At 61.1% G+C, this 19,880-nt stretch carries 17 protein-coding genes and 1 pseudogene; 8 read left to right on the plus strand and 10 right to left on the minus strand.

Going from position 1 to position 19,880, the window contains the following annotated elements:
* The 6 genes from mutS to FVQ81_11820 all read right to left on the minus strand — a co-directional run.
* Positions 1 to 2,472, minus strand: a 2,472-nt coding sequence (mutS, locus tag FVQ81_11795; GenBank protein ID MBW7997228.1) for a DNA mismatch repair protein MutS, incomplete at its 3' end; no start/stop codon positions are given.
* 8 nt (positions 2,473 to 2,480) lie between these two features.
* Positions 2,481 to 3,635, minus strand: a complete 1,155-nt coding sequence (locus FVQ81_11800; protein ID MBW7997229.1) for a hypothetical protein — start codon at positions 3,633 to 3,635, stop codon at positions 2,481 to 2,483.
* Entirely contained in the window at positions 3,632 to 4,666 is a 1,035-nt protein-coding gene (gene holA / locus FVQ81_11805; protein MBW7997230.1) for a DNA polymerase III subunit delta, read from the minus strand. Before holA ends, FVQ81_11800 begins: the two co-directional genes overlap by 4 nt.
* 203 nt (positions 4,667 to 4,869) lie before the next feature.
* Complete coding sequence (locus FVQ81_11810; protein ID MBW7997231.1) at positions 4,870 to 5,424, minus strand: hypothetical protein; 555 nt, start codon at positions 5,422 to 5,424, stop codon at positions 4,870 to 4,872.
* Positions 5,425 to 5,565: 141 nt separating this feature from the next.
* Positions 5,566 to 6,402 (minus strand): hypothetical protein, encoded by an 837-nt coding sequence (locus FVQ81_11815; protein MBW7997232.1) that lies wholly within the window; start codon positions 6,400 to 6,402, stop codon positions 5,566 to 5,568.
* Positions 6,403 to 6,459: 57 nt separating this feature from the next.
* Positions 6,460 to 7,869 (minus strand): restriction endonuclease, encoded by a 1,410-nt coding sequence (locus tag FVQ81_11820; GenBank protein ID MBW7997233.1) that lies wholly within the window; start codon positions 7,867 to 7,869, stop codon positions 6,460 to 6,462.
* A 580-nt stretch (positions 7,870 to 8,449) separates the two neighbouring features.
* On the opposite strand from FVQ81_11820, the gene FVQ81_11825 reads away from it, so the two are divergent.
* The 8 genes from FVQ81_11825 (at position 8,450) to FVQ81_11860 (ending at position 16,874) form a co-directional block, all read left to right on the plus strand.
* A complete protein-coding gene (locus tag FVQ81_11825) occupies positions 8,450 to 9,700 on the plus strand; it encodes a transcription termination factor Rho (protein ID MBW7997234.1) in 1,251 nt (416 codons plus the stop codon).
* A 194-nt stretch (positions 9,701 to 9,894) separates the two neighbouring features.
* A complete protein-coding gene (gene ruvX, locus FVQ81_11830) occupies positions 9,895 to 10,365 on the plus strand; it encodes a Holliday junction resolvase RuvX (protein MBW7997235.1) in 471 nt (156 codons plus the stop codon).
* A gap of 27 nt (positions 10,366 to 10,392) precedes the next feature.
* On the plus strand, positions 10,393 to 11,418 hold the full coding sequence (mltG, locus tag FVQ81_11835) for an endolytic transglycosylase MltG (GenBank protein MBW7997236.1): 1,026 nt from the start codon (positions 10,393 to 10,395) through the stop codon (positions 11,416 to 11,418).
* A gap of 189 nt (positions 11,419 to 11,607) precedes the next feature.
* A complete protein-coding gene (locus FVQ81_11840; GenBank protein MBW7997237.1) occupies positions 11,608 to 13,050 on the plus strand; it encodes a glucose-6-phosphate isomerase in 1,443 nt (480 codons plus the stop codon).
* 32 nt (positions 13,051 to 13,082) lie between these two features.
* The gene (gene hisI / locus FVQ81_11845; protein MBW7997238.1) at positions 13,083 to 13,481 is read left to right on the plus strand and encodes a phosphoribosyl-AMP cyclohydrolase; all 399 of its coding nucleotides are present in this window, start codon (positions 13,083 to 13,085) and stop codon (positions 13,479 to 13,481) included.
* A complete protein-coding gene (locus FVQ81_11850) occupies positions 13,462 to 14,592 on the plus strand; it encodes a prephenate dehydrogenase (protein MBW7997239.1) in 1,131 nt (376 codons plus the stop codon). The genes hisI and FVQ81_11850 overlap by 20 nt, the downstream gene beginning before the upstream one ends.
* A 1-nt stretch (position 14,593) precedes the next feature.
* Positions 14,594 to 15,943, plus strand: a complete 1,350-nt coding sequence (gene aroA, locus FVQ81_11855; GenBank protein MBW7997240.1) for a 3-phosphoshikimate 1-carboxyvinyltransferase — start codon at positions 14,594 to 14,596, stop codon at positions 15,941 to 15,943.
* Positions 15,944 to 15,974: 31 nt separating this feature from the next.
* A complete protein-coding gene (locus FVQ81_11860; protein MBW7997241.1) occupies positions 15,975 to 16,874 on the plus strand; it encodes a shikimate dehydrogenase in 900 nt (299 codons plus the stop codon).
* 62 nt (positions 16,875 to 16,936) lie between these two features.
* On the opposite strand, the pseudogene FVQ81_11865 reads toward FVQ81_11860, so the two are convergent.
* The 4 genes and pseudogenes from FVQ81_11865 to FVQ81_11880 form a co-directional block, all read right to left on the minus strand.
* A pseudogene (locus FVQ81_11865) lies at positions 16,937 to 17,026 on the minus strand (peptidylprolyl isomerase).
* A gap of 145 nt (positions 17,027 to 17,171) precedes the next feature.
* Positions 17,172 to 17,894, minus strand: a complete 723-nt coding sequence (locus tag FVQ81_11870) for a hypothetical protein (GenBank protein ID MBW7997242.1) — start codon at positions 17,892 to 17,894, stop codon at positions 17,172 to 17,174.
* 162 nt (positions 17,895 to 18,056) lie between these two features.
* Positions 18,057 to 18,572 carry a cupin domain-containing protein gene (locus FVQ81_11875; GenBank protein ID MBW7997243.1) on the minus strand — a complete coding sequence of 172 codons (516 nt, stop codon included), beginning with the start codon at positions 18,570 to 18,572 and terminating at the stop codon, positions 18,057 to 18,059.
* A gap of 4 nt (positions 18,573 to 18,576) precedes the next feature.
* Positions 18,577 to 19,755: an MFS transporter gene (locus FVQ81_11880; protein ID MBW7997244.1), complete on the minus strand. Its 1,179-nt coding sequence runs from the start codon at positions 19,753 to 19,755 to the stop codon at positions 18,577 to 18,579.
* Positions 19,756 to 19,880 lie beyond the last annotated feature (125 nt).

A 19,880-nucleotide genomic window follows, 5' to 3' on the forward strand; every position in this document is an offset into this window, starting at 1 on the left:
GGGGAGGTTCTCGGCGGTGAACTCTCCGCTCTCCAGGTTGGCCAGCACCTCGCGGGCGCGGGTGATCACCTCGCGGGGAATCCCGGCCAGACGGGCCACCTGGATCCCGTAGCTGCGGTCACTGCTGCCCCGCTCGATTTTGTGCAGGAAAATGATCCGCTCGCCGTGCTCCTTGACCAGCACGTTGTAGTTACGCACGCGCGGCAGCAGCATTTCCAGTTCGGTGAGTTCGTGGTAATGGGTGGCGAACACGGTCTTGGCCCGGCAGCGCTCGTGCTCGTGAAGGAACTCGGTGACCGCCCAGGCGATCGAGAGCCCGTCGAACGTGCTGGTGCCCCGCCCGATCTCATCGAGCAGAACCAGGCTGCGCGGCGTTGCGTTGTTGAGGATATTGGCGGTCTCGTTCATCTCCACCATGAACGTGCTCTGGCCTCTAGCCAGGTTGTCGCTGGCGCCCACGCGGGTGAATATCCGGTCGGTCAGGCAGATTTCCGCTTCGGCAGCCGGAACGAAACCGCCCATGTGGGCCATCAGGACAATCAGTCCCACCTGGCGAAGGACCGTGCTCTTGCCGGCCATATTGGGGCCGGTGAGCACTACGATCTGCTCGTCCTCGTTGTCCAGTACGATATCGTTGGGCACGAAACTTTTCTCCAGCACCATCCGCTCCACCACCGGGTGACGGCCGTCGCGGATACCGATCCGGTGGCCGTCGGTCATCACCGGGCGCACATAGTTGTGCTCCACCGCTGTCTCGGCCAGGTCGGCCAGAGCGTCCAGCTCTCCCAGTGCCGCGGCCGCCTCGATCAGCGGCGCGCCGAAACCGGCCAGGTGCTCGCGGAGGGCGCAGAACAGCTCGTACTCCAGCGACTCGATTTTTTCCTCGGCCCCCAGCACCTTGTCTTCGTACTCTTTCAGCTCTCCGGTGATATAGCGCTCGCCGGTGCTGATAGTCTGCTTGCGGGTGTAGTCCTCGGGCACCAGGTGAAGGTTGCTTTTGGTGACCTCGATAAAATAACCGAACACTTTGTTGAACTTGACTTTCAGGTTGCCGATCCCGCTGCGTCCGCGCTCCGAGGTCTCGTAGCGTGCGATCCAGTCCTTGCCCTGGGCGACCAGGCCGCGAAGCTCATCGAGTTCGGCGTTGTACCCCCCGGCGATCACCCCGCCCACGGAGAGCTGGGCCGGCGGCTCGTCCGCCAGGGCCTCGCCGATCAACTTCACCAGGTCCGGGAACTCGGCGATACCCTCGCCCAGTCGCACCAGCACCTCGCTGTCCGAGCCGGCCAGCAGTGCCTTGATCGTGGGAATCGCGGCCAGGGAGCGGCCCAGCGCGGCCACGTCACGGGGGTTGGCCCGCTGGCTGGAAGTGCGCGAGGTCAGCCGCTGGATATCAGAGACATCTTCGAGCTGCTCGCGCACGGCCCGGCGAAGTTTGCCGTCCTCGGTCAGAGCCTGGACAATGTCGTGCCGCCCGGCGATCCGCTCCAGGTCCAGCAGGGGTTCCAGGAGCCACCGCCTCATGGTGCGCGCGCCCATGGCGGTGCGGGTGGAGTCCAGTACCTCTAGCAGGGTGCCCGTGCTGCCGCCGCTGAAATTATAGATCAGTTCCAGGTTGTCGGCGGTGGTCCGGTCGATCACCATCACGCTCTCGGCAACATAAGGTGTGAGCTTGCGCATGTGGGCAACTCCGGCCGGCTGCATGCGGGCCACGTAGTCCAAGATCGCACCGGCGGGAGTGAGCGACTGGTGCCTGTCGTCGATCCCGAAGCCGTTGAAACTGGCGACCTCGAAATGTTTAAGCAGGCTCTTGCGGCAGCTGACGCGGTCGAACCGCCAGTCGTCGAGGAAAGTGAGGTGGTAAGTTTTATCGGGCGACGGCCCCAGGGCGTCGTAGAGCGGAAGGTCGCCGGGCCGGCGGGGTTTCTCGGCCAGCCCGCCCGCTCCGGCCAGCAGGATTTCACGGGGGCTGATCCTGCACAGTTCGTCTTCCAGGTAATCCAGGCTGGTGCCGCCGAGATAAAACTCGCCGGTGGAGAGATCGAGCCAGGAAAGCGCCACTTGTTCCTTACCAGCCGGGTGGATCGCGGCGAGATAGTTATTCTGGCGCGATTCGAGCAGGTTCTCGCTGAGCACTGTTCCGGGGGTAAGCACCTCGGTGACCGCACGCTTGACAATCGTTTTCGCCTTCTTGGGGTCTTCCACCTGCTCGCAGACAGCCACCTTGTAACCGGCGCGGACCAGCTTGGCGATATAGCCGTCCACCGCCTTGACCGGCACTCCGGCCAGCGGGACCCGTCCTGCGGCTCCGTTGTTGCGGCTGGTAAGGGTCAGGCCCAGCACCTGCGCGCCGATCCTGGCGTCCTCGCAGAACATCTCGTAGAAATCCCCCATGCGGAACAGGAGGATTTCATCCTCGTGTTCGGCCTTGATCCGGTGATACTGTTCCATCAGGGGCGTTTCGCCGGACATCGTCTTCCTCAGTTCCCGGGTTTTATTACGTGGTAATCCAGCCTGTTTTTCTTCAGCAGAGCGGTGATCCGTTTCATTTCGCTTTCGGAAGGGATCCCCTCGATCCTGACCCGGTAGAGCTTATCGCCGGCGGGCGGCTCGATTACCGGGCTCAGGCCCAGACGGCGCACCCGGGCGGCGTGGTCAGCGGCGCGTTGACGGCTGCTGAACGCACCGAGCTGGACTGTCCAGCCTGAACCGGCCGCTGAGGCCGGGAGGTAGCGGCTTTCGAACACGGTGCCGGAACTGGCGTTGCGCCAGCGGGTGCGCCAGTCTTCGGCGTTCCTGCCACCTGCCGAGCCGTAGAACTCGTGCAGGCGATGGAGCGCGGCCAGGCCCAGACGGTTGCCGGGGGCGGTGTAGGCGGCCAGGTAGGCCTCGGCGGCCTTGCGGATTTTGCCCTGACCTTCCAGCGTCATGCCCTGCCAGAACCTGGCCTCGCCGGTCAGGGGAGTTTCTTCGCCGTCCAGAGCCGATTCAAGCAGGGCCAGCGCCTGTTTGGCGCGTCCACGCGCTCCCTCGGCGCGGGCCGATTTGATCAGCACCCGCTGGCGGTCGGAACGGTCAGCCAGATTGCGCAGGGTGAACTCCCACCATTCCACCGCGTGTTCGGCTCGTCCGGCTGCGAACAGCAGATCGCCCATCCGTTCCCCGGCCAGGGCTTTGTTCGCACCGCCACCTTCCCCGCGGGCCAGATGTTCCAGCAGGGGAGCGGCGGAGTCGGCGGGAGCGGCCAGCACGGCGGTCATCAGGCTGGCCAGTTCAGAACCGGAGCCCAGTTCGGCGCTCACAATCCGGCGGGCGTCATCGGTGTGCCCGGCCTGCAGGAGACGGCGGGCCACATCCAGCGGCTGCTGGGCGTGGAGACCCACGGGAAGCATAAGCGCTCCCAAAAACAGCAGGAGTTTTAATCGAAAAGACTTTCTCGCAGCTTGCTGCGAGAAATGCAGTTGTAGAGACAGGAGGCAAGCGGAAATCCCCCCTGGCCCCCCTTTGCAAAAGGGGGGAATGCGAAGTGCATCCCGACGTCTCCCTTTGAAAAAGGGAGATTTAGGGAGATTTGATTCAGATACCTCGCGGCCTGCCGCAGGGCAGTTCACAAAAATGTTGTTTGCACCGGTCATGGGTTATCCCCGGTCAGGCTGAATGCCAGCGATTCCAGGATCAGGCGGTTGGGAAGGCTGCTGCTTTTGAGGCGGAGATCGGTTTCCAGCAGGAGGCTGAACACCCGTTCCAACTGCTCGTCGTTAAAGCGCCGGGCCTGGTTGAACAGATCCCGGACGGCCTCATCGCGCCACCAGCTCAGCCCCAACTCCTTTTTGACCTGGGCATCCGGTACTCCCTGGGCGATCAGCGCCCTGATCCTGGCGACCCGGCCGAAATGCGCGCTGGCCGCGGCCAGCGCACCCACCGCAGATTCGCCCCGGCTGGCGAGCTGGCCGGTGATATAAGCGCCCAGCAGCGGCTTGCCGGCGGCCAGCGAGTCCACCCAGTCGAACACGCTGGCGCCCTTGTCCACCCCGGTCATCGCGCGGACATCCTCCGGTGAGATTTCCTCGCGCTCGCCGATAAAGAAGGTCAGTTTGTCCAGTTCCCCGGCGATCCGCGCCAGGTCGTCGCCCAGGCGCGCGTACAGATCCAGCGCCGCCTGTCTGCCGATTTTTTTTCCAGCCAGCCCGGCTGTCGAGACAATCCAGCTCAGCAGTTCGTTTTCACGAAGAGGCCAGAAACAGGCGCTGGCCGCGGCGTCCTCGAGCTTGGCGGCCCACTTGGGAGTGCCGCGGCGCTTGTCGATCTTGATCCGGCTCGACGAGGCCAGGATCAGCACCGTGCTGTCGCTGGGTTTTTCCGCGTAATCGGCCAGCAGTTCGCGGACTTTCAGTTGCGCTTTGTCCAGTTCCTGGACCAGCACCACCCTGCGCGCGGCCATCATCGGCGGGGTAGCGACCGAGGTCAGCACCCGCTCGATGTTCATATCCGGCCCGTGGAACCGTTCGTAGTTGAAATCGGCCGAAGCGGAATCCACCGCATGAGCGGTCAGGGTTTCCACAGCCCGGCGGGTGAGATAGCTCTCATCGCCGTGGAGAAAGTATACCGGCTGGAACTCGCCCGAGGAGCATTCGCGGTTGATCCGGTTGATATCGGTGCGTGGCATTGTTTCTTCCGGAGAAATATTATCCTTCGCCGGAGATTGGACACCCGGCGGAAGGAAACAATCCAGTATCTAAATATAATCCGGTGGACTGTGCGCTCAAGGAGAAAACTGACCGTGGAGAAAAAAAACGGGCCGGCATCGGCTGCCGGCCCGTCAAATCCTGAAAAAACCTGATCGATCTCGAAACGGCTCTGGAGCCCAAGTTATTCTCCCGTGGCCGTAACGCCGCTTTCTACGATCACCGGGTGGTTACTGACGCCGTAGCTGAACAACGGCTCGTCATCGTAGTGGTAGGAAGCCAGGTAAGCTTTTTGCACCGGGCGTTTGAGTTTGCCGGCTTCAGGCGCCGGGTGAAGCTGGATTTCGTCGGCATTAACGACATCGACCGTAGAATCCACGGCCGGAGTCCATGAGACATCGACCCGGTCGCCGCCGGTAAAGAACAGAGAACCAGCCAGGGCGATCAACACCACCGCGGCCGCGGCCAGCACTATTCTGCGACCGGAACTGCGCAGGGGGACAACTTTCGCCGCCTGCGCGCCGCTGTTCACCTCGGCCATCACTCTCTCGAACATATCGGCCGGCGGCTCGATTTCAACCGACCGCTTAAGGGAAGAAACGCCGGAGCGGTATGCCTGAAGCATGCCGGAGCAACCGGCGCATTTTTCGAGATGGGCTTCGATTTCGGCGAAAGCATCGCCGCTGAGTTCGCCATCGAGATAGGCGGAAAATTGGATTTTGAAACTGCTACAATTCATCTTGCTGAATCCTCACAAATTATTGATTAAGAGCACTTCCTCCAGGCTGCTGTTGGCAACTGCCGCGCAGTAACACCAGTAAATACATTTCAATTGAAAAAAAGTTCCCGAAAAACGACAAAATTACTTGTTCAATTCAGGTCAGGCCGTTTCCTCGTCGCCATCCGCGTTTTTTTCTTCTACGCCGGTAGGCTCGCCGTCATTCGCTTTTTTTTCTTCAACGCCGTTAAGCTCGCCGTCATCCGCTTTTTTTTCTTCAACGCCGGTAGGCTCGCCGTCATCTGCTTTTTTTTCTTCAACGCCGGTAGGCTCGCCGTCATCTGCTTTTTTTTCTTCAACGCCGGTAAGCTCGCCGTCATCCGCGTTTTTCTCTTCAACGCCGGTAGGCTCGCCGTCATCCGCTTTTTTTTCTTCAACGCCGTTAAGCTCATCGTCATCCGCTTGTTTTTCTTCAACGCCGGTAGGCTCATCGTCATCCGCGTTTTCCTCTTTAAGGCCGGTAAGCTCGCCGTCATCTGCAACCGCTTCGCCGTCATCCGCCACAGCCTCCGGCGGGACATCCCCGGCCGCGGGCTGTTCCGGCAACTTTTCGGTTACGTCCTCCTGCGGTTCCTCCGGCTGTTGCGGCTGAGTGTCCGGGTGGTTTTCCGGCGGGAGATCGTCTTCCTCGCGGGTGAACTCCAGTTCGATTTCCTCGCCGCAGCGGCAGGTGATTTTCAGGCTGGTCAGCTCGCCGTCTTCGCTGTAGAACCGCTCCAGCTGAACGTCCTGCTCATCCTGTGAATCGTCGGAGGTGGTGTCTCCCGAGTAATCCGGTTCGGGAAGGTGAGCCTCGTCTTCCATCGCCACGGGCTGCTCATCCAGCGGAACGTTTTTGTAAACTTTGTCGCCGAACTTGCGGATACCGTACTCGACCCTCTCCACGGTCGAACCGGAGGCCTCGAGGTCCCTGGCCTTGATTATCTTTTTCTCCGCCATGCGTACTCCCTGTACTTTGTCCTAGCCGCCTGTTGGCGAATAAGTTTCAATATAATATCATCTGACCACCAGATAAACAAAAGCGAGAAACGCCGAAACGCTGAGCGCGGCGAACAGCAGCAGCCCCCCGGTATCGAGATTCAGGTACGCGTGCCGGTGGGTAAGCTGGAGTCCGGGTGGAGCGGCCAGTTCGGCTTCAACCGGCTGCGGCACAGCTGGGGGTTGCCGGGTTTGCGCTGTCGTTTCGGCTTGATCGGCTGCAGGAAGCCCGGCGCCGCAGACCGGGCAGTCACGCAATTCTTCGGCCGCCGCTGCTGAGTCCTCGGTCTCATGCCCAACTTCGCCGCCGTCGCCGGCCAGGCGTTCTGCTGACTGGGCCTGGGCTCTGAGTCCCAGCACATGGCCCACGTCGATTATCCATTTTTCCTCGCACGGACACTCCATCAGCCCGTCGGCGTCGGCCGGCACCTTGATCAGTTTATCGCAGCGGGGACAGATTATTTCGGCCAGGTTTTCGCTGTAGCGCTTATCCAGCCCTCCTTTGAGCGTCAGCAGTTCGTTGTCGACATTTATGATCCACGAACAGTCATCGTAGGGACACTCCACCAGGCCATGCATATTGGTGTCGAGCCGGACCGGCCGCCCGCACTCGTAACAGTCAATCGTGAAACTGGTGAAATCCTCCGGACCTTTCTGCTTTTTCTGTTCTTCCTCGAGCTCTTCCCGTGAGTAGGTTTTTCCGCAGTCCGGGTTCATGCATATCATCAGGCCGGTAATTTCCTCGCTCGGTTCGAGTTTCGCGCCACAGGTAAAGCAGTTCACCGATTCGCCCGCGGCCGCGGCATGGATCTCGTCTTCGGCCTGGCTGATCATTTCCATCAGCTCGTCGGTATCCTTGGTGAGGATATTTTTCCTGCGAGCGTAGTCCAGGGCCGCAGGCGTGAAACTGGTGGTGGCCATGCAGATACCCTTTGGTATTTCTTTGCCCGCCATGCGGCTGTCCAGCTCCTCCAGGTCTTTTTCGTCGACTTGACGGTTCATCGGCCACTCGTGAAACTGCACCAGGACGGGAATTCCGTGCCGGTCGCGCAGTTCGGCCCGGCCGATCAGCCGGTCGTCGTCGATATCCGGCAGGGTTATGATATCATAGCCGCGGGGCAGGAACAGCGAGTGCAGGATATTCTCGATCTTCACGCTGATCCGCCTGCGCGTGTCGGGATCGGCCTTGACCACCTTGAAATTGACCCAGGTCCAGTATGCGCCGCCCGCCAGCATGGCGGCGGCGAACAGCGCCACGCTCAGCAGGGGGTTATCCCGGATCTGAGACCAGAGCAATGCGTGCAGCACCGCCAGCAGGCCGACCAGCGCCAGCAGGAGCAGTTCCTGTTTTTTTAAAATCGAGCTGTCAGCTAAAGTCATTGCCCGGTTTCCCCGGTTTTTCGCGTGGCTGAACAGCAGAGTATGCATTTGACTTGCAAGAACGATACCGTTTCATTATACAAGATAACCCCTCTGCTGGGCAACTGTACAGATCCAGGGGCAATTATTTCCCAATCAATTATCGCATGGTAAAATACTTGACATTGATTATCAGGCTTCTTATCTTTAAATGTAGTCAGTGTCCTCACTATCAGAGCACACCGCACCGCGATTACCTCATCGACTCCCGAGTTTATTTTTTATTCGGCACGATAGTTGCCGCTGGAATGGTTTAGCAGGCTGATGCTCTTAGCGAATCCCCTTTAGGCAGCAGATGATTCAAACCGATAAATAACTGGGTTGGGTTCGATTAACGATATTCTTGCTTCAGGCACTTCCTTCCGGAGCAGTTTCGTTTTCTAATTAGGTATACCAAGATAAAGTTTTCAGCTAAATCCGGCCCTGCCGTCCATGTAATACGTTCAGGGTTCGATGGGAAGGGATTAGCCGGGGGAAACGCTGGCGGGCGGGAGAGGCGGAAGTATATCAGGATAATTCAGCTCGGGAAAAATTTAAGTTTGTAGTCTCACTTTCAGATCAAGGAGATACAGAAGTGGTGGAGGATGTTATTGAAATCAAGGAAATGAAGGCCAAATCGATAACCGATTTGCACGAAATGGCCGAGGAGATGGGACTGGACAATTACGCCGGTCTCCGTAAGCAGGACCTGATCTTTATGATCGAGCAGAACCTGCTGGAGAAAAACGTGGTGCTCAAGGGTGAGGGCGTGCTGGAAATCCTGCCGGAGGGTTACGGTTTCCTGCGTTCCCAGGATTGGAATTATTTCTACGGTCCCGACGACATCTATGTCTCACCCAGCCAGATCAAACGGTTCGACCTTCGCACGGGCGATACGATCCACGGCCGCGTACGCCCGCCCAAGGAGGGGGAGCGCTACCTGGCCCTGCTCAAGGTGGAGGAAGTCAATTTCGACGATCCGGAGCAGGCCAAGCACAAAGTGCTCTTCGACAACCTGACCCCGCTGTTCCCCGACGAACACCTGAAGCTCGAAAACAAGGCCCGCGACATTTCGATGAGGATCATCGACCTGGTGGCGCCGATCGGCAAGGGGCAGCGCGGACTGATTGTCTCCCCGCCGCGCACGGGTAAGACCGTGCTGCTGCAGAAAATTGCCAATTCTATCACCGAAAACCACCCCGAGGTGCACCAGATCATCCTGCTGATCGACGAGCGGCCCGAGGAAGTGACCGACATGGAGCGCTCGACCAAGAACACCGAGGTGATCAGCAGTACGTTCGACGAGCCGGCCGACAGGCATGTCCAGGTAGCCGACATGGTGATCGAAAAAGCCCGCCGCCTGGTGGAGCACAAGAAGGACGTGGTGATCCTGCTCGACTCGATCACCCGCCTGGCCCGCGCCCATAACGTGGTCGTGCCCCACAGCGGCAAGATTCTCTCCGGCGGCGTGGACGCCCATGCGCTCGATAAGCCCAAGCGCTTTTTCGGCGCGGCGCGCAATATCGAGGAGGGCGGCAGCCTGACAATTATCGCTACGGCGCTGATCGAAACAGGCAGCCGGATGGACGACGTGATTTTCGAGGAGTTCAAGGGCACGGGCAACATGGAGCTGGTGCTCGACCGCACCCTGGCCAACCGCCGCACGTTCCCGGCGATCGAGCTCAACAAGAGCGGCACCCGCCGCGAGGACCTGCTGATACCCCAGGACGTGCTCAACAGGGTCTGGATCCTGCGCAAGTACCTCAACGACATGTCCAGCACCGAGTCGATGGACTTCCTGATCTCCAAGATCATGGACACCAAGACCAACCGCGACTTTATCGACTCGATGAACGCCTGAGCGCGGGCTGAGGCTGAAACCGGAATCAATTGAGTGCAGATTGCATTTTATTAGGTTTTATTCCAGGGTCGGAGTTTTTCCTTTCCGGCCCTGTTTTTTTTTCTTAGCTTGTATACCGCTGCCCGCGGCATGTGGAAACTGTTATCCGGGGCCGGGGTAATTAAACCGGAAAGCTATGGGGGAGCGCCAGCGCGATGGGCCGGATCATGGGTGTCGACTACGGAGAACGCAGGCTCGGCCTGGCTGTCAGCGATCCGAGCGGGCGGCTGGCCGCCAACGCCCTGCCCACTCTGGACCGCCGTAAGCTGAAAGGCGGCCCGGAGGAGGCGGTCGCCCGGCTGGCCGAGGAGTGGGAAGTGGAGGAAATCGTCGTGGGCCTGCCGGTCAACATGGACGGCTCCCAGGGCCCGGCGGCCCGGAAAGTGGAGGAGTTCGCCGCACGGCTGGCCGGGCTTAGCGGACTGCCGGTAAGCACCTGGGACGAGCGGCTGACCACGGTCGTGGCCCAGCGGGTGCAGGCCGATTTGAACCTTCCCCGCGCCAAACGCCGCGAGAAAGGCCGTCTCGACCGGACGGCGGCCCTGCTGCTGCTGCAGAATTATCTCGATTTCCGCAACCGGCATCAGCGGGATAGCCGGGCTGGCGGGCAGGGAAGCGCGGTTTAATCGCAACAGAAGTCAGAGAAAGACTTTATGCTTAAATCATCCGGAAAATCCAGCCTGTCGTTGCCGCTGTGGGTTGTGTTCCTGCTGTTTTTTGCCACCAACGGCGCCCTGCTGACGGCTTTCTACCTCACCCTCTCGCCGGTCCGCGACTCCGACGTCAAAGTCCACGTGCCCAGCGGGGCCACGCTGAGCGGAATCGCCGGGATTCTCGAGGACAACCGCGTGATCCGCAGTCCGCTGGCGTTTCAGCTGCTGACCCGCATCCGCGGTCTCGAAAGCGGCCTGCGGGCCGGGGATTACGTGATCCCGCCGGGCAAAAGCCTGTGGGAAACCATTTCGCTGATGACCACCGGCCGCGGCGACATGGCCCGCTTCACGATCCCCGAGGGACTGACCGACAAGCAGGTTGTCGAACGGCTCAGCGGTGCGCTGAAGGGTATCGACAGGGACAGGATGCTGGCGCTGGTGGAGGGCGATTCGCTGGCCCGGGCGATGGGGCTGGAGGTCCCGCGGCTGCTCGGCTACCTGTTCCCCGACACGTATTTCGTTCCGCCGTCAATCGGCGAGGAGGAGTTGGTGCGGCTGATGGTCGAGCGCTTCCGGAGCGTGTTCGATGAATTGACCTCCCAGGGCGGGACAGCCAACGGGATGAGCAGCCACGAAACCGTGATCCTGGCTTCGATAATCGAAAAAGAGGCGGTGCTCGAGCGCGAGCGGCCGATTATCAGCTCGGTCTTCCTCAACCGCCTGGAACGCAAACGTCCCCTCGAATCATGCGCCACGGTGCTGTTCGTGCTGGGCAAGCACAAGAGCCGCCTGCTCTACCGCGACCTGGAAGTGAAATCTCCTTATAACACTTACCTTCACCGCGGCCTGCCGCCGGGTCCGATCTGCAACCCGGGGCGCGGAAGTCTCAAGGCCGCGCTCCAGCCAGCCGACACGAACTATCTGTATTTCGTGGCCCGCGGCGACGGGAGACACGCGTTTACCCGCTCCCTGGTCGATCACAACCGGGCCAAGCGGCGGTTCCAGAGTTCCGGCCCCGGCGGATGATCCTTTCTTCGGCGGCCGGGGTCTTCCAATCGCCCGCATGGCGCGTCCTTGACAGTCTACACGGCGTTTGAGTAAGTTTAAGTTCGCCGTTCACCCCCGCTTGATGGGGCACTACAATTTTGCATCTTCCCGCGGCGGCTTGCCGGTGCCCCGCGCTTACTTCTGATAATCTGGTTACGGAGGAATCCCATGTCCAGGTGGCGTTCCAGAAAATGGCAGCGCCGGATGAGCTTGAAACTCGACTTCAACTACATGATGAGCGAGTTTCTCGGAGAGGCCAACGGGATCAGTGAGGACGACCTGAGAGGAATGCGCGAGGTGGCTGTGAAGCTGCATAACGAGCTCTCCGAGGGCCGTGCCGCCGGCAGGATCGGATTCTACGACCTGCCCTATGACGAAGATACCGTGGAGTCTGTCGAAAAGTTCGCCCGCAAGGCGATCAGACGCTATGAAAACGTGGTCCTGCTCGGTATCGGCGGTTCGAGCCTGGGGCCCCGGGCGCTGCATTCTGCCCTGGCCGGCGGCCAGTGGGCCAATCTGGCCGACCACAAGGGCCGCGGTAAAATCCCGCGCTTCTTTTTCGCCGACAATATCGACCCGGAAACGTTCGGACGGATTCTTGAGTTCGCCGAGCTGAAAAAAACCCTGTTCCTGGTGGTGACCAAGAGCGGAACGACAGCCGAAACCATGAGCCAGTTCCTGATCGTCCACGACATGCTGGAGCGCAAGCTCGGCAGGGGCAGGGTGGCCGATCACCTGGTTGCGGTCACCGACGCCCAGAATGGCCGCCTGCGCAACGTAGCCGACCGCGAGGGCCTGACCGATTTTATCATCCCGGACAACGTGGGCGGACGGTTCAGTATTTTCACGCCTGTCGGCCTGCTGCCCGCCGCGCTGATGGGGATCGATATCCGTCAGCTGCTGGCCGGGGCCGCGGCGATGGACGAGCGCACGAAAAAGGCGGACCTGCATGCCAACCCGGCCTATGTGGCCGCTGTGCTGCTGTTCCTGGCCGAAAGGACCCACGGGCGCAATATCGACGTCATGTTCAGCTACAGCGACGCCCTGTTCGATGTGGCCGACTGGTTCCGTCAACTCTGGGCCGAAAGCCTGGGCAAGAAACACTCGCTGGGCGGCAAGGAAGTCTACTGCGGCCTGACCCCTGTCAGGGCGCTGGGAGTCACCGACCAGCATTCCCAGACCCAGCTTTACATGGAAGGCCCGTTCGACAAGGTGACGATCTTCCTGGCCGTGGACCAATTCGACAAGAGTATGCCGATTCCCACGCTCTACGAGGACCTGCCGGACCTCCATTACCTCGGCGGACACTCGCTGGAGGAGCTGTTCCAGGCCGAGCGCGCCGCCACCGAGTACGCCATGCTCCAGGCCGGCCGGCCGAGCATGACGATCACCGTGCCGCAAGTCAACGCTTTCACCCTGGGGCAGCTGTTCTATATGCTCGAGGTCCAGACTGCGTTCGCCGGCGGGCTGTACAATATCGACCCCTTCGACCAGCCGGGAGTCGAGCTGGGCAAGAAACTGACCTATGGGATGATGGGCCGGCAGGGCTACGAATCTCTCAGGACCGAGTACGAAAACAGGCAGGCCAAGCAAGATAAATACGTTGTCTGAGCCTGCGGCATTGACTGAACGGAGATTGTTGGATGAGCGATTACGGGCAATTGCTGGACAGGGTGAAATTCGATGACAAGGGGCTGCTGAGTGCTGTCGCCCAGGACGCCGAAACCGGTGAAGTGCTGATGCTGGCGTTCATGAACCGCGAGGCGCTTGAGCAGACACTCCAGCGACGAGTGGCTTGTTACTGGAGCCGCTCGCGGGGCAAACTGTGGGTCAAGGGCGAAACCAGCGGCCACATACAGCATATCGATGAAATCACGATCGACTGCGACATGGACGTGGTAGTGCTGAAGGTTCGCCAGCAGGGCGGTGCCTGCCACACCGGATACCGCAGCTGTTTCTACCGCCGGGTGGAGGAGGACGGGTCGTTGACGGTGACCGGCGAGAAGGTGTTCGACGAGGACGATGTCTACGGCAAAAAATGATAAAGACGCCGGGCCGTTCTATGGCACGATGGCGGTATTCGGCGTCGGACTGATCGGCGGGTCGCTGGCGCTGGCGTCCAAGCGCGGACGGCTGGTGGAGCGCGTGCTGGGGATCAGCCGGGCCTCCACGGTCGAGAAGGCGCTCGAACTGGGCGTGATCGATCAGGGTTTCGAGCGCGAGCGCGCCGCCGAGGCCCTGGAGCAGGCCGACCTCGTGGTGCTGGCCGGGCCGGTACAGGTCATTATTTCCCAGCTCGGCACAATCGGACCCTTGCTCAAAGCCGGCGCGACGGTCACGGACGTGGGCAGCACCAAGCGCGCAATAGTCAAGGCGGCCCTGGAGAACTTGCCGGAGACGGCGCATTTCGTGGGCGGTCACCCCATGGCCGGAGCAGAAACCACCGGCGTTGAGAGCGCCGACCCGTTCCTGTTCCAGAACGCGGTCTATGTGATCTGCCCGGGCCGTGAAACCGACCGGGAGCAGGCGGACAGGTTCTCCAGTCTGGCCCAGGCCATCGGCGCGCGCGTGCTGATCACTACCCCCGAAAACCATGACCGGATCGCCGCCACCATCAGCCACCTTCCGCAACTGGTGGCTGTGGGGATGATGAACCTGGCCGCGCAGTTCAACGACGAGGACGACGACACGCTCAAACTGGCCGCCGGCGGTTTCCGTGACCTGACCCGGATCGCTTCCAGTCCGTTCGACATGTGGCGCGATATTCTGGCAACCAACTCCGATGAACTCCGGGACAGGATCGACTCGCTGATCCGGAGGCTGGAAGCGCTGAAGGATGTAGTGGGTACGGAGGAGATGGCCCGCAGCTTCGAACGCGCAGCCCGCAGCCGGGCGCTGATCCACAAGGACCTGAAGGGCTTCCTCACGCCGCTGTTCGAGGCGATTGTCACCGCGCCCGACGAAGTCGGGGTGATTCTGCGGATCGCCAACGGACTGGCCGGAGAGCAAATCAATATCAAGGATATCGAGGTGCTCAAGGTGCGCGAGGGCGAGGGCGGCACGATCAAGCTCGGCTTCTCCACTGTCGAGGACCGCGCCGGCGCGATCCGGATTCTCAAAGCACTGGGCTTCCCGGCACGTTCCCGCGATTGAAATGACATGTGAGACAAATCCCCGGCGGCTCGCCGCGAAGCAGTTCATTGCTCTCCCGGAATACCAGGTGAATCAACGGATTACAACTGCCGCAAAATTTTCCGGCACTGTCCGCGTGCCCGGCGACAAGTCGATCAGCCACCGGGCGCTGATGTTCGCTGCGATGGCCGAGGGTGAAAGCACCCTGACCGGCCTGGCAACAGGCAGGGACGTTGCCAGCACGGCTTCCTGCCTTCGAGCCCTGGGCGCGGAAATCGACGAGCTGACACCCGGAGCGGTCACGGTGGCCGGCGTGCGGGCAGGGCGGTTCGCTAAGCCGGCCGGAGAGCTGGACGCGGGCAACTCGGGAACCACGATCCGGCTGCTCTCGGGCATCCTGGCCGGACAGCGGTTCGGTTCAGTTATCACCGGTGACAACTACCTTCGCCGCCGCCCGATGAAACGGGTGATCGACCCGCTGGAGCTGATGGGCGCGCGGTTCGAGAGCGATGACGGCCGGCCCCCGCTGGCTATCACCGGCGGCGCCCTGCGCGGAATCGAATACCAGTTGCCCGTGCCCAGCGCCCAGGTGAAATCGTGCGTGCTGCTGGCCGGACTTTTTGCCGCCGGGACAACATCTGTGCTTGAGAGAGTGGCGAGCAGGGACCATAGCGAGCGGATGCTGCCTGTTTTCGGCGTGGATGTCAGCCGCGACGGTTTGCGGACGTCTGTCGGCGGCGGCTCCGAACTGCGGCCAGCCGATTTGACAATCCCCGGAGACCCGTCGTCGGCCGCGTTTTTCGCCGCCGCCGCCGCCCTGGTACCCGGCGGTAAAGTGCTGCTGGAGAATATCTGCCTCAATCCCACCCGTGCCGCCTTTTTCGACGTGATCGAGAGCATGGGTGCGGCTGTGGAGCGGCTGAACCAGCGCAGCGAGTGCGGGGAGCCGGTGGCCGATGTCCGGGTGGGCCACGGCGAGTTGACGTCATTCCAGGTGGGCGGCGAGCTGATCCCCAGCCTGATCGACGAGATCCCGGTGCTGGCGGTACTGGCGGCTAACGCCCGCGGTGTCAGCCAGATCCGGGACGCGGGTGAACTCAGGGTTAAAGAAACCGACAGGCTGAAAGCGGTCGCCGCCAACCTTGCCGCGATGGGAGCGAAAGTGGAGGAGCAGCCTGACGGACTGGTGATCGAGGGGCCTTCTGACCTGCGCGGCTGCACGCTGGAGAGTTTCGGTGACCATCGGATTGCGATGTCCTTCAGCGTGGCGGGCCTGGTCGCTTCCGGCGACACGGTAATTGAAGACCCGGCCTGCGCGGATATCAGTTATCCCGGATTCTACCGGGAATTGGAAACTCTGGCCGGGAAATAAAGAAATCGCACTGAACCACGGGAGGAGCCGAATGAATCGCGGGCCGATCAGCGGCGTGACACGCGTGCTGGGAGTTATTGGCGATCCGGTGGAACACAGCCTCAGCCCCCTGCTGCACAATTTCGTGCTGGATAAGCTCAACCTGGATTACCGTTATCTGCCGTTTCACGTGCGCGCCGACCAGGCCGGTTCGGTGGGCGAGGCGATGCGTACGCTGGGCCTGGCCGGGCTCAACGTCACGATTCCCCACAAGGAAACATTGTACGGGCAGGTAGAGGTGCTCAGCGATGAGGCCGATGCGGTGGGTGCGGTCAATACGGTGGGCTGGGATGACACCGGCCGCCTGGCGGGGCACAATACCGATGTGGCCGGGTTTGAAAAATCGCTGGAGATCAGGGGGCTGCTCAGCAGGCTTGAAGGCGCCAACACTGTGGTCCTTGGCGCCGGCGGCGCTGCGCGGGCAGTGCTCTACGCCATGGCCCGCAACGGAGTCTCGCGCGTCTCGATAGTCAACCGGACGCAAAGCAGGGCCGAGGACCTGGCCGGCTGGTTTTCCTACCGTTTCCCCTCGATTACCCTCGAGGTTGTCCCGGTCGGCGAGACGCGCGATCTGGCGAACACCCTGGCCGATACGTCGGTCACGGTCAACGTGACGCCCCGGGGAATGGCGCCCAGGGTCGGGGAATCGCCCTTGCCGGACGGTGTCCTGCCGCCGGAGGGCAGCGTGGTCTACGATACGATTTACACACCCGCCAGGACCAGACTGCTGGAATGCGCCGAACAGGCTGGCTGCGAAACTGTCAACGGGCTGGACATGCTGATTATCCAGGGGATGGAATCGCTGGAGTGGTGGCTCGGCCGCAAAGTGGGCTGGCAGGGGATGCTGGATGAGCTGCGGAGGTTACTCAACGAGTCGCTGAATCAGCAATAATACCGCATGAAAAAGGGGTGACGAATCCGCCGCTCCTGCTGAAACGACTTCCGGTAGTCTTCTTATCCGATCTCCACCAGTTCGATATCGAAAGTCAGCGCCTTGCCGGCCGGCGGATGGTTGGCGTCCAGGGTAACTTCCTTCTCGTCCACCCCGTCCTCGAGTTTTCCGGTGTAATGCACCTTTACCGTATCCCCGGTTTGGCCTTGGCCATTATCTTTCCCTCAGGTTCAATCAAGCAGTATTATCTTGACTTGCCCCTGTTTTTTACCGCTTTACGCCGGATAAGACGAGGCTTCATTCGACTCCCCAGCCGAATCCCGCCGAAAACCTGATCTGCGGACCCTGCAGCTTGATCCCCGGTTCATCGAAAAGCTCGATCCCCGAGCTTTCCCAGTCGCCCTGCCAGGGGGAGAACTGATAACCGATAGATGTGCCGAGCACCAGGCCGTACCCGGTGCCGTCATCGGAGCGGCGCATGATCCAGAGGTAGTCCATGGCCAGCATCAGGCTCAGCGAGGCCTGTACCGATGACATCTTCACTTTCCCCCGCCCCTCGCCCAGCGGGCTTGACGGGTCCTGCGGGGTCAGGGCCTCGATATCGAGATTTACCGAGCCGCCGTTGATCCCGAACTGGGGCTGGATATTAAGTCCATGAATACGGTAGGCCAGGTAGCCGATATTCAATCCCCCGTAAGTTCCGGAAACGGCCGACTGGTATACGCCTACCCGGCGCTTGTTGTCCAGCAGGTAGTTCAGCTCTCCGCCCACGCTCCAGCGGTCTCTGATAAACGAATAAAAACCAACCCCGATCCCGTTATAACTGGTCTCGAATTCGATCATCCCGCGCTCGATCAGACGGTTGTTGTACCTGTCCATATCGAGCTTAACGTTTACGTAACTCAGAAATACCCGGCCATTGTCCAGTTGCGCGCTTTCGGCGCGCGGCGTAACCGAAATCAGAAGCATTGCTGTAACCCACACGGCCGTAAATACCTGCCGAACGATATTCCAGCTCATTACAGGGTCTCCTCTGCTGGGGGTAACGCGCCGCTGAGGGCGGCGGGCTTTTCTCGGATGACCTCCTGCCGGTATACTGTACACCACAGACTGAATATCGTTCTCACCAAGATGGTGACTTGATACGCCGGCCAGGGTGATCGTAAATCAGCGGGAGGCGGGTTATGCCTCATCAGGAGTGAGCCGTTCGATCAGACCGGCATGCTCCGGGTAGCTGGCGAGCAAGTGCCCGCGGCTGCCGCGGACAAAATCCTCGAACTCGAACCCCGGCGACACGGTGGTCCCCATCAGCGCGAACCTGCCGCCGTCGATCAGCAGGCAGCCCTGCCAGGTCCCGCCGGGTACAACCACCTGCGGCCGCTGCCCGGCGGCCAGGTCAGTGCCCAGGTCCATTATTTTGGCTTTGTTGTCCGGATAGAGCTGGAGCATCCGCACAGGGTCGCCGAAGTAAAAATGGAAGATCTCGTCGCTGGACAGGCGGTGGATAGCCGACACGGTTTCCGGGGTGAGCAGGTAGTATATCGACGTGGCCAGCGAGCGGACCGAGGAGAACGGCTTGCCCAGTGTTTCCGCGCCTGCCACGTGCCTGCTGCGCCACACCTCGCGGTACCAGCCGCCCTCGATTTCCAGCGGTACCAGCCCCAGCAGCTCGATCACTTCTTCCGCAGTCTGGGACATCGGGTCATTTCCTCCAGAAAATCGCGAGAATAACCAGCAGCAGCACGCCGATCATCCCGGATACGAAAAATACACCCTGGGGTCCCGCCCGCAGGGCCACCGGCGCGAAAATTACCGGCGAGGCGAACTGGCCCACGAATGCGAACGAACCGAGATACGAACTGACCCTGCCCAGATAAGAGCGGGGAGTGACCTCGCCGATCCAGACCATGCATACCGGGGATATCACGCCCTGGCTTGCTCCGTAAACTGTGAATGCGGCGGCGATTATCCCGGCGGACAGCCACTGCGAAATCGGCAGGAACGCAACCGTCCATAAAGCCAGGGCGAACATGATCAGCGCGCGGTAGCTGAACGACGCTTTTATCCGGCCGTACATTACCGCCACCAGCGCGCTGGCCAGGCCCATGGAGGAGACGAACAGGCCGATCTGGAACGGATTGGTGATCGAGGCCTGCTCCATCAGCGGCGGACCGTAGACCACCAGCGCGTAAAGCAGTACGCTGGACAGGAATATCAGCCCGTATATCCCTAACAGGACCGGGGCGGCGCGGAAGATCTGCACCAGGGATACATTATTATTTTCAGGTCCGTCCGGTTGAGTCCGGTGGGTCTCGGGGATGATAAACAACACGAGCAGCGCCAGCGGAATTCCGGCCAGGTAGGCGGCGAACGGCCAGTGCCAGGAATACGCGCCCAGCGCCCCGCCGATCGCAGGCCAGATTGCCGCTCCCAACGCGTTGGCGCTCGATCGCCAGCCCATCACCCGGTTGCGCCGCCGGCCGCTGTACAGGTTGAGGATCATCACGGTGTTGGCGATAAAGATCACCGCCGCGCCGGCTCCCAACAGGGCCCGGCTGACAATCAGCGGCCACCAGGAGTCGATCACCAGACCCGCGCCGCCGGCGGCGGAGTAAAGCACCAGCCCGGCGACAAGCGGCCTGCGCACGCCCACCCGGTCGATCAGGTGGCCGATAAACGGGCTCAGCAGGGCGATAAACACCGAGTGGGTGGTGATAATCAGCCCGGCCCGCGAGGGGCCTACGCCAAGCTGGTCGCGCATCACGTTCAGCACCGGCGCGATAATCGTCCCGGCCATCACGGTCAGCGTCCCGGCGAACAGGATTACCGGCAGGATCAGGCGTTCCGGGGAATGGCCGCTGTCCTGAAATTTACGGTCCAAAACTACTGAGATTTTTCCTCCGCTTCAGCGCTGTAGAGATATCCCAGCTCGACAGCCTGCTCCATGCTCTGCCGGGTCCAGTTAAGTTCCAGGTAGCTTTCCAGCCATATCCCGTTCAGCCCGGC

This window comes from Candidatus Glassbacteria bacterium (assembly GCA_019456185.1).
GTDB lineage: Bacteria > Gemmatimonadota > Glassbacteria > GWA2-58-10 > GWA2-58-10 > JAJRTS01.

Coding starts and splice junctions, on each gene's coding strand:
- ruvX (MBW7997235.1), top strand. CDS start 9,895: ATGGGCCGGATCATGGGTGTCGACTACGGAGAACGCAGGCTCGGCCTG.
- FVQ81_11840 (MBW7997237.1), top strand. CDS start 11,608: ATGTCCAGGTGGCGTTCCAGAAAATGGCAGCGCCGGATGAGCTTGAAA.
- FVQ81_11870 (MBW7997242.1), bottom strand. CDS start 17,894: ATGAGCTGGAATATCGTTCGGCAGGTATTTACGGCCGTGTGGGTTACA.
- aroA (MBW7997240.1), top strand. CDS start 14,594: ATGACATGTGAGACAAATCCCCGGCGGCTCGCCGCGAAGCAGTTCATT.
- FVQ81_11850 (MBW7997239.1), top strand. CDS start 13,462: ATGTCTACGGCAAAAAATGATAAAGACGCCGGGCCGTTCTATGGCACG.
- holA (MBW7997230.1), bottom strand. CDS start 4,666: ATGCCACGCACCGATATCAACCGGATCAACCGCGAATGCTCCTCGGGC.
- FVQ81_11820 (MBW7997233.1), bottom strand. CDS start 7,869: ATGCATACTCTGCTGTTCAGCCACGCGAAAAACCGGGGAAACCGGGCA.
- FVQ81_11860 (MBW7997241.1), top strand. CDS start 15,975: ATGAATCGCGGGCCGATCAGCGGCGTGACACGCGTGCTGGGAGTTATT.
- FVQ81_11810 (MBW7997231.1), bottom strand. CDS start 5,424: ATGAATTGTAGCAGTTTCAAAATCCAATTTTCCGCCTATCTCGATGGC.
- FVQ81_11815 (MBW7997232.1), bottom strand. CDS start 6,402: ATGGCGGAGAAAAAGATAATCAAGGCCAGGGACCTCGAGGCCTCCGGT.
- FVQ81_11875 (MBW7997243.1), bottom strand. CDS start 18,572: ATGTCCCAGACTGCGGAAGAAGTGATCGAGCTGCTGGGGCTGGTACCG.
- hisI (MBW7997238.1), top strand. CDS start 13,083: ATGAGCGATTACGGGCAATTGCTGGACAGGGTGAAATTCGATGACAAG.
- FVQ81_11800 (MBW7997229.1), bottom strand. CDS start 3,635: ATGACCGGTGCAAACAACATTTTTGTGAACTGCCCTGCGGCAGGCCGC.
- mltG (MBW7997236.1), top strand. CDS start 10,393: ATGCTTAAATCATCCGGAAAATCCAGCCTGTCGTTGCCGCTGTGGGTT.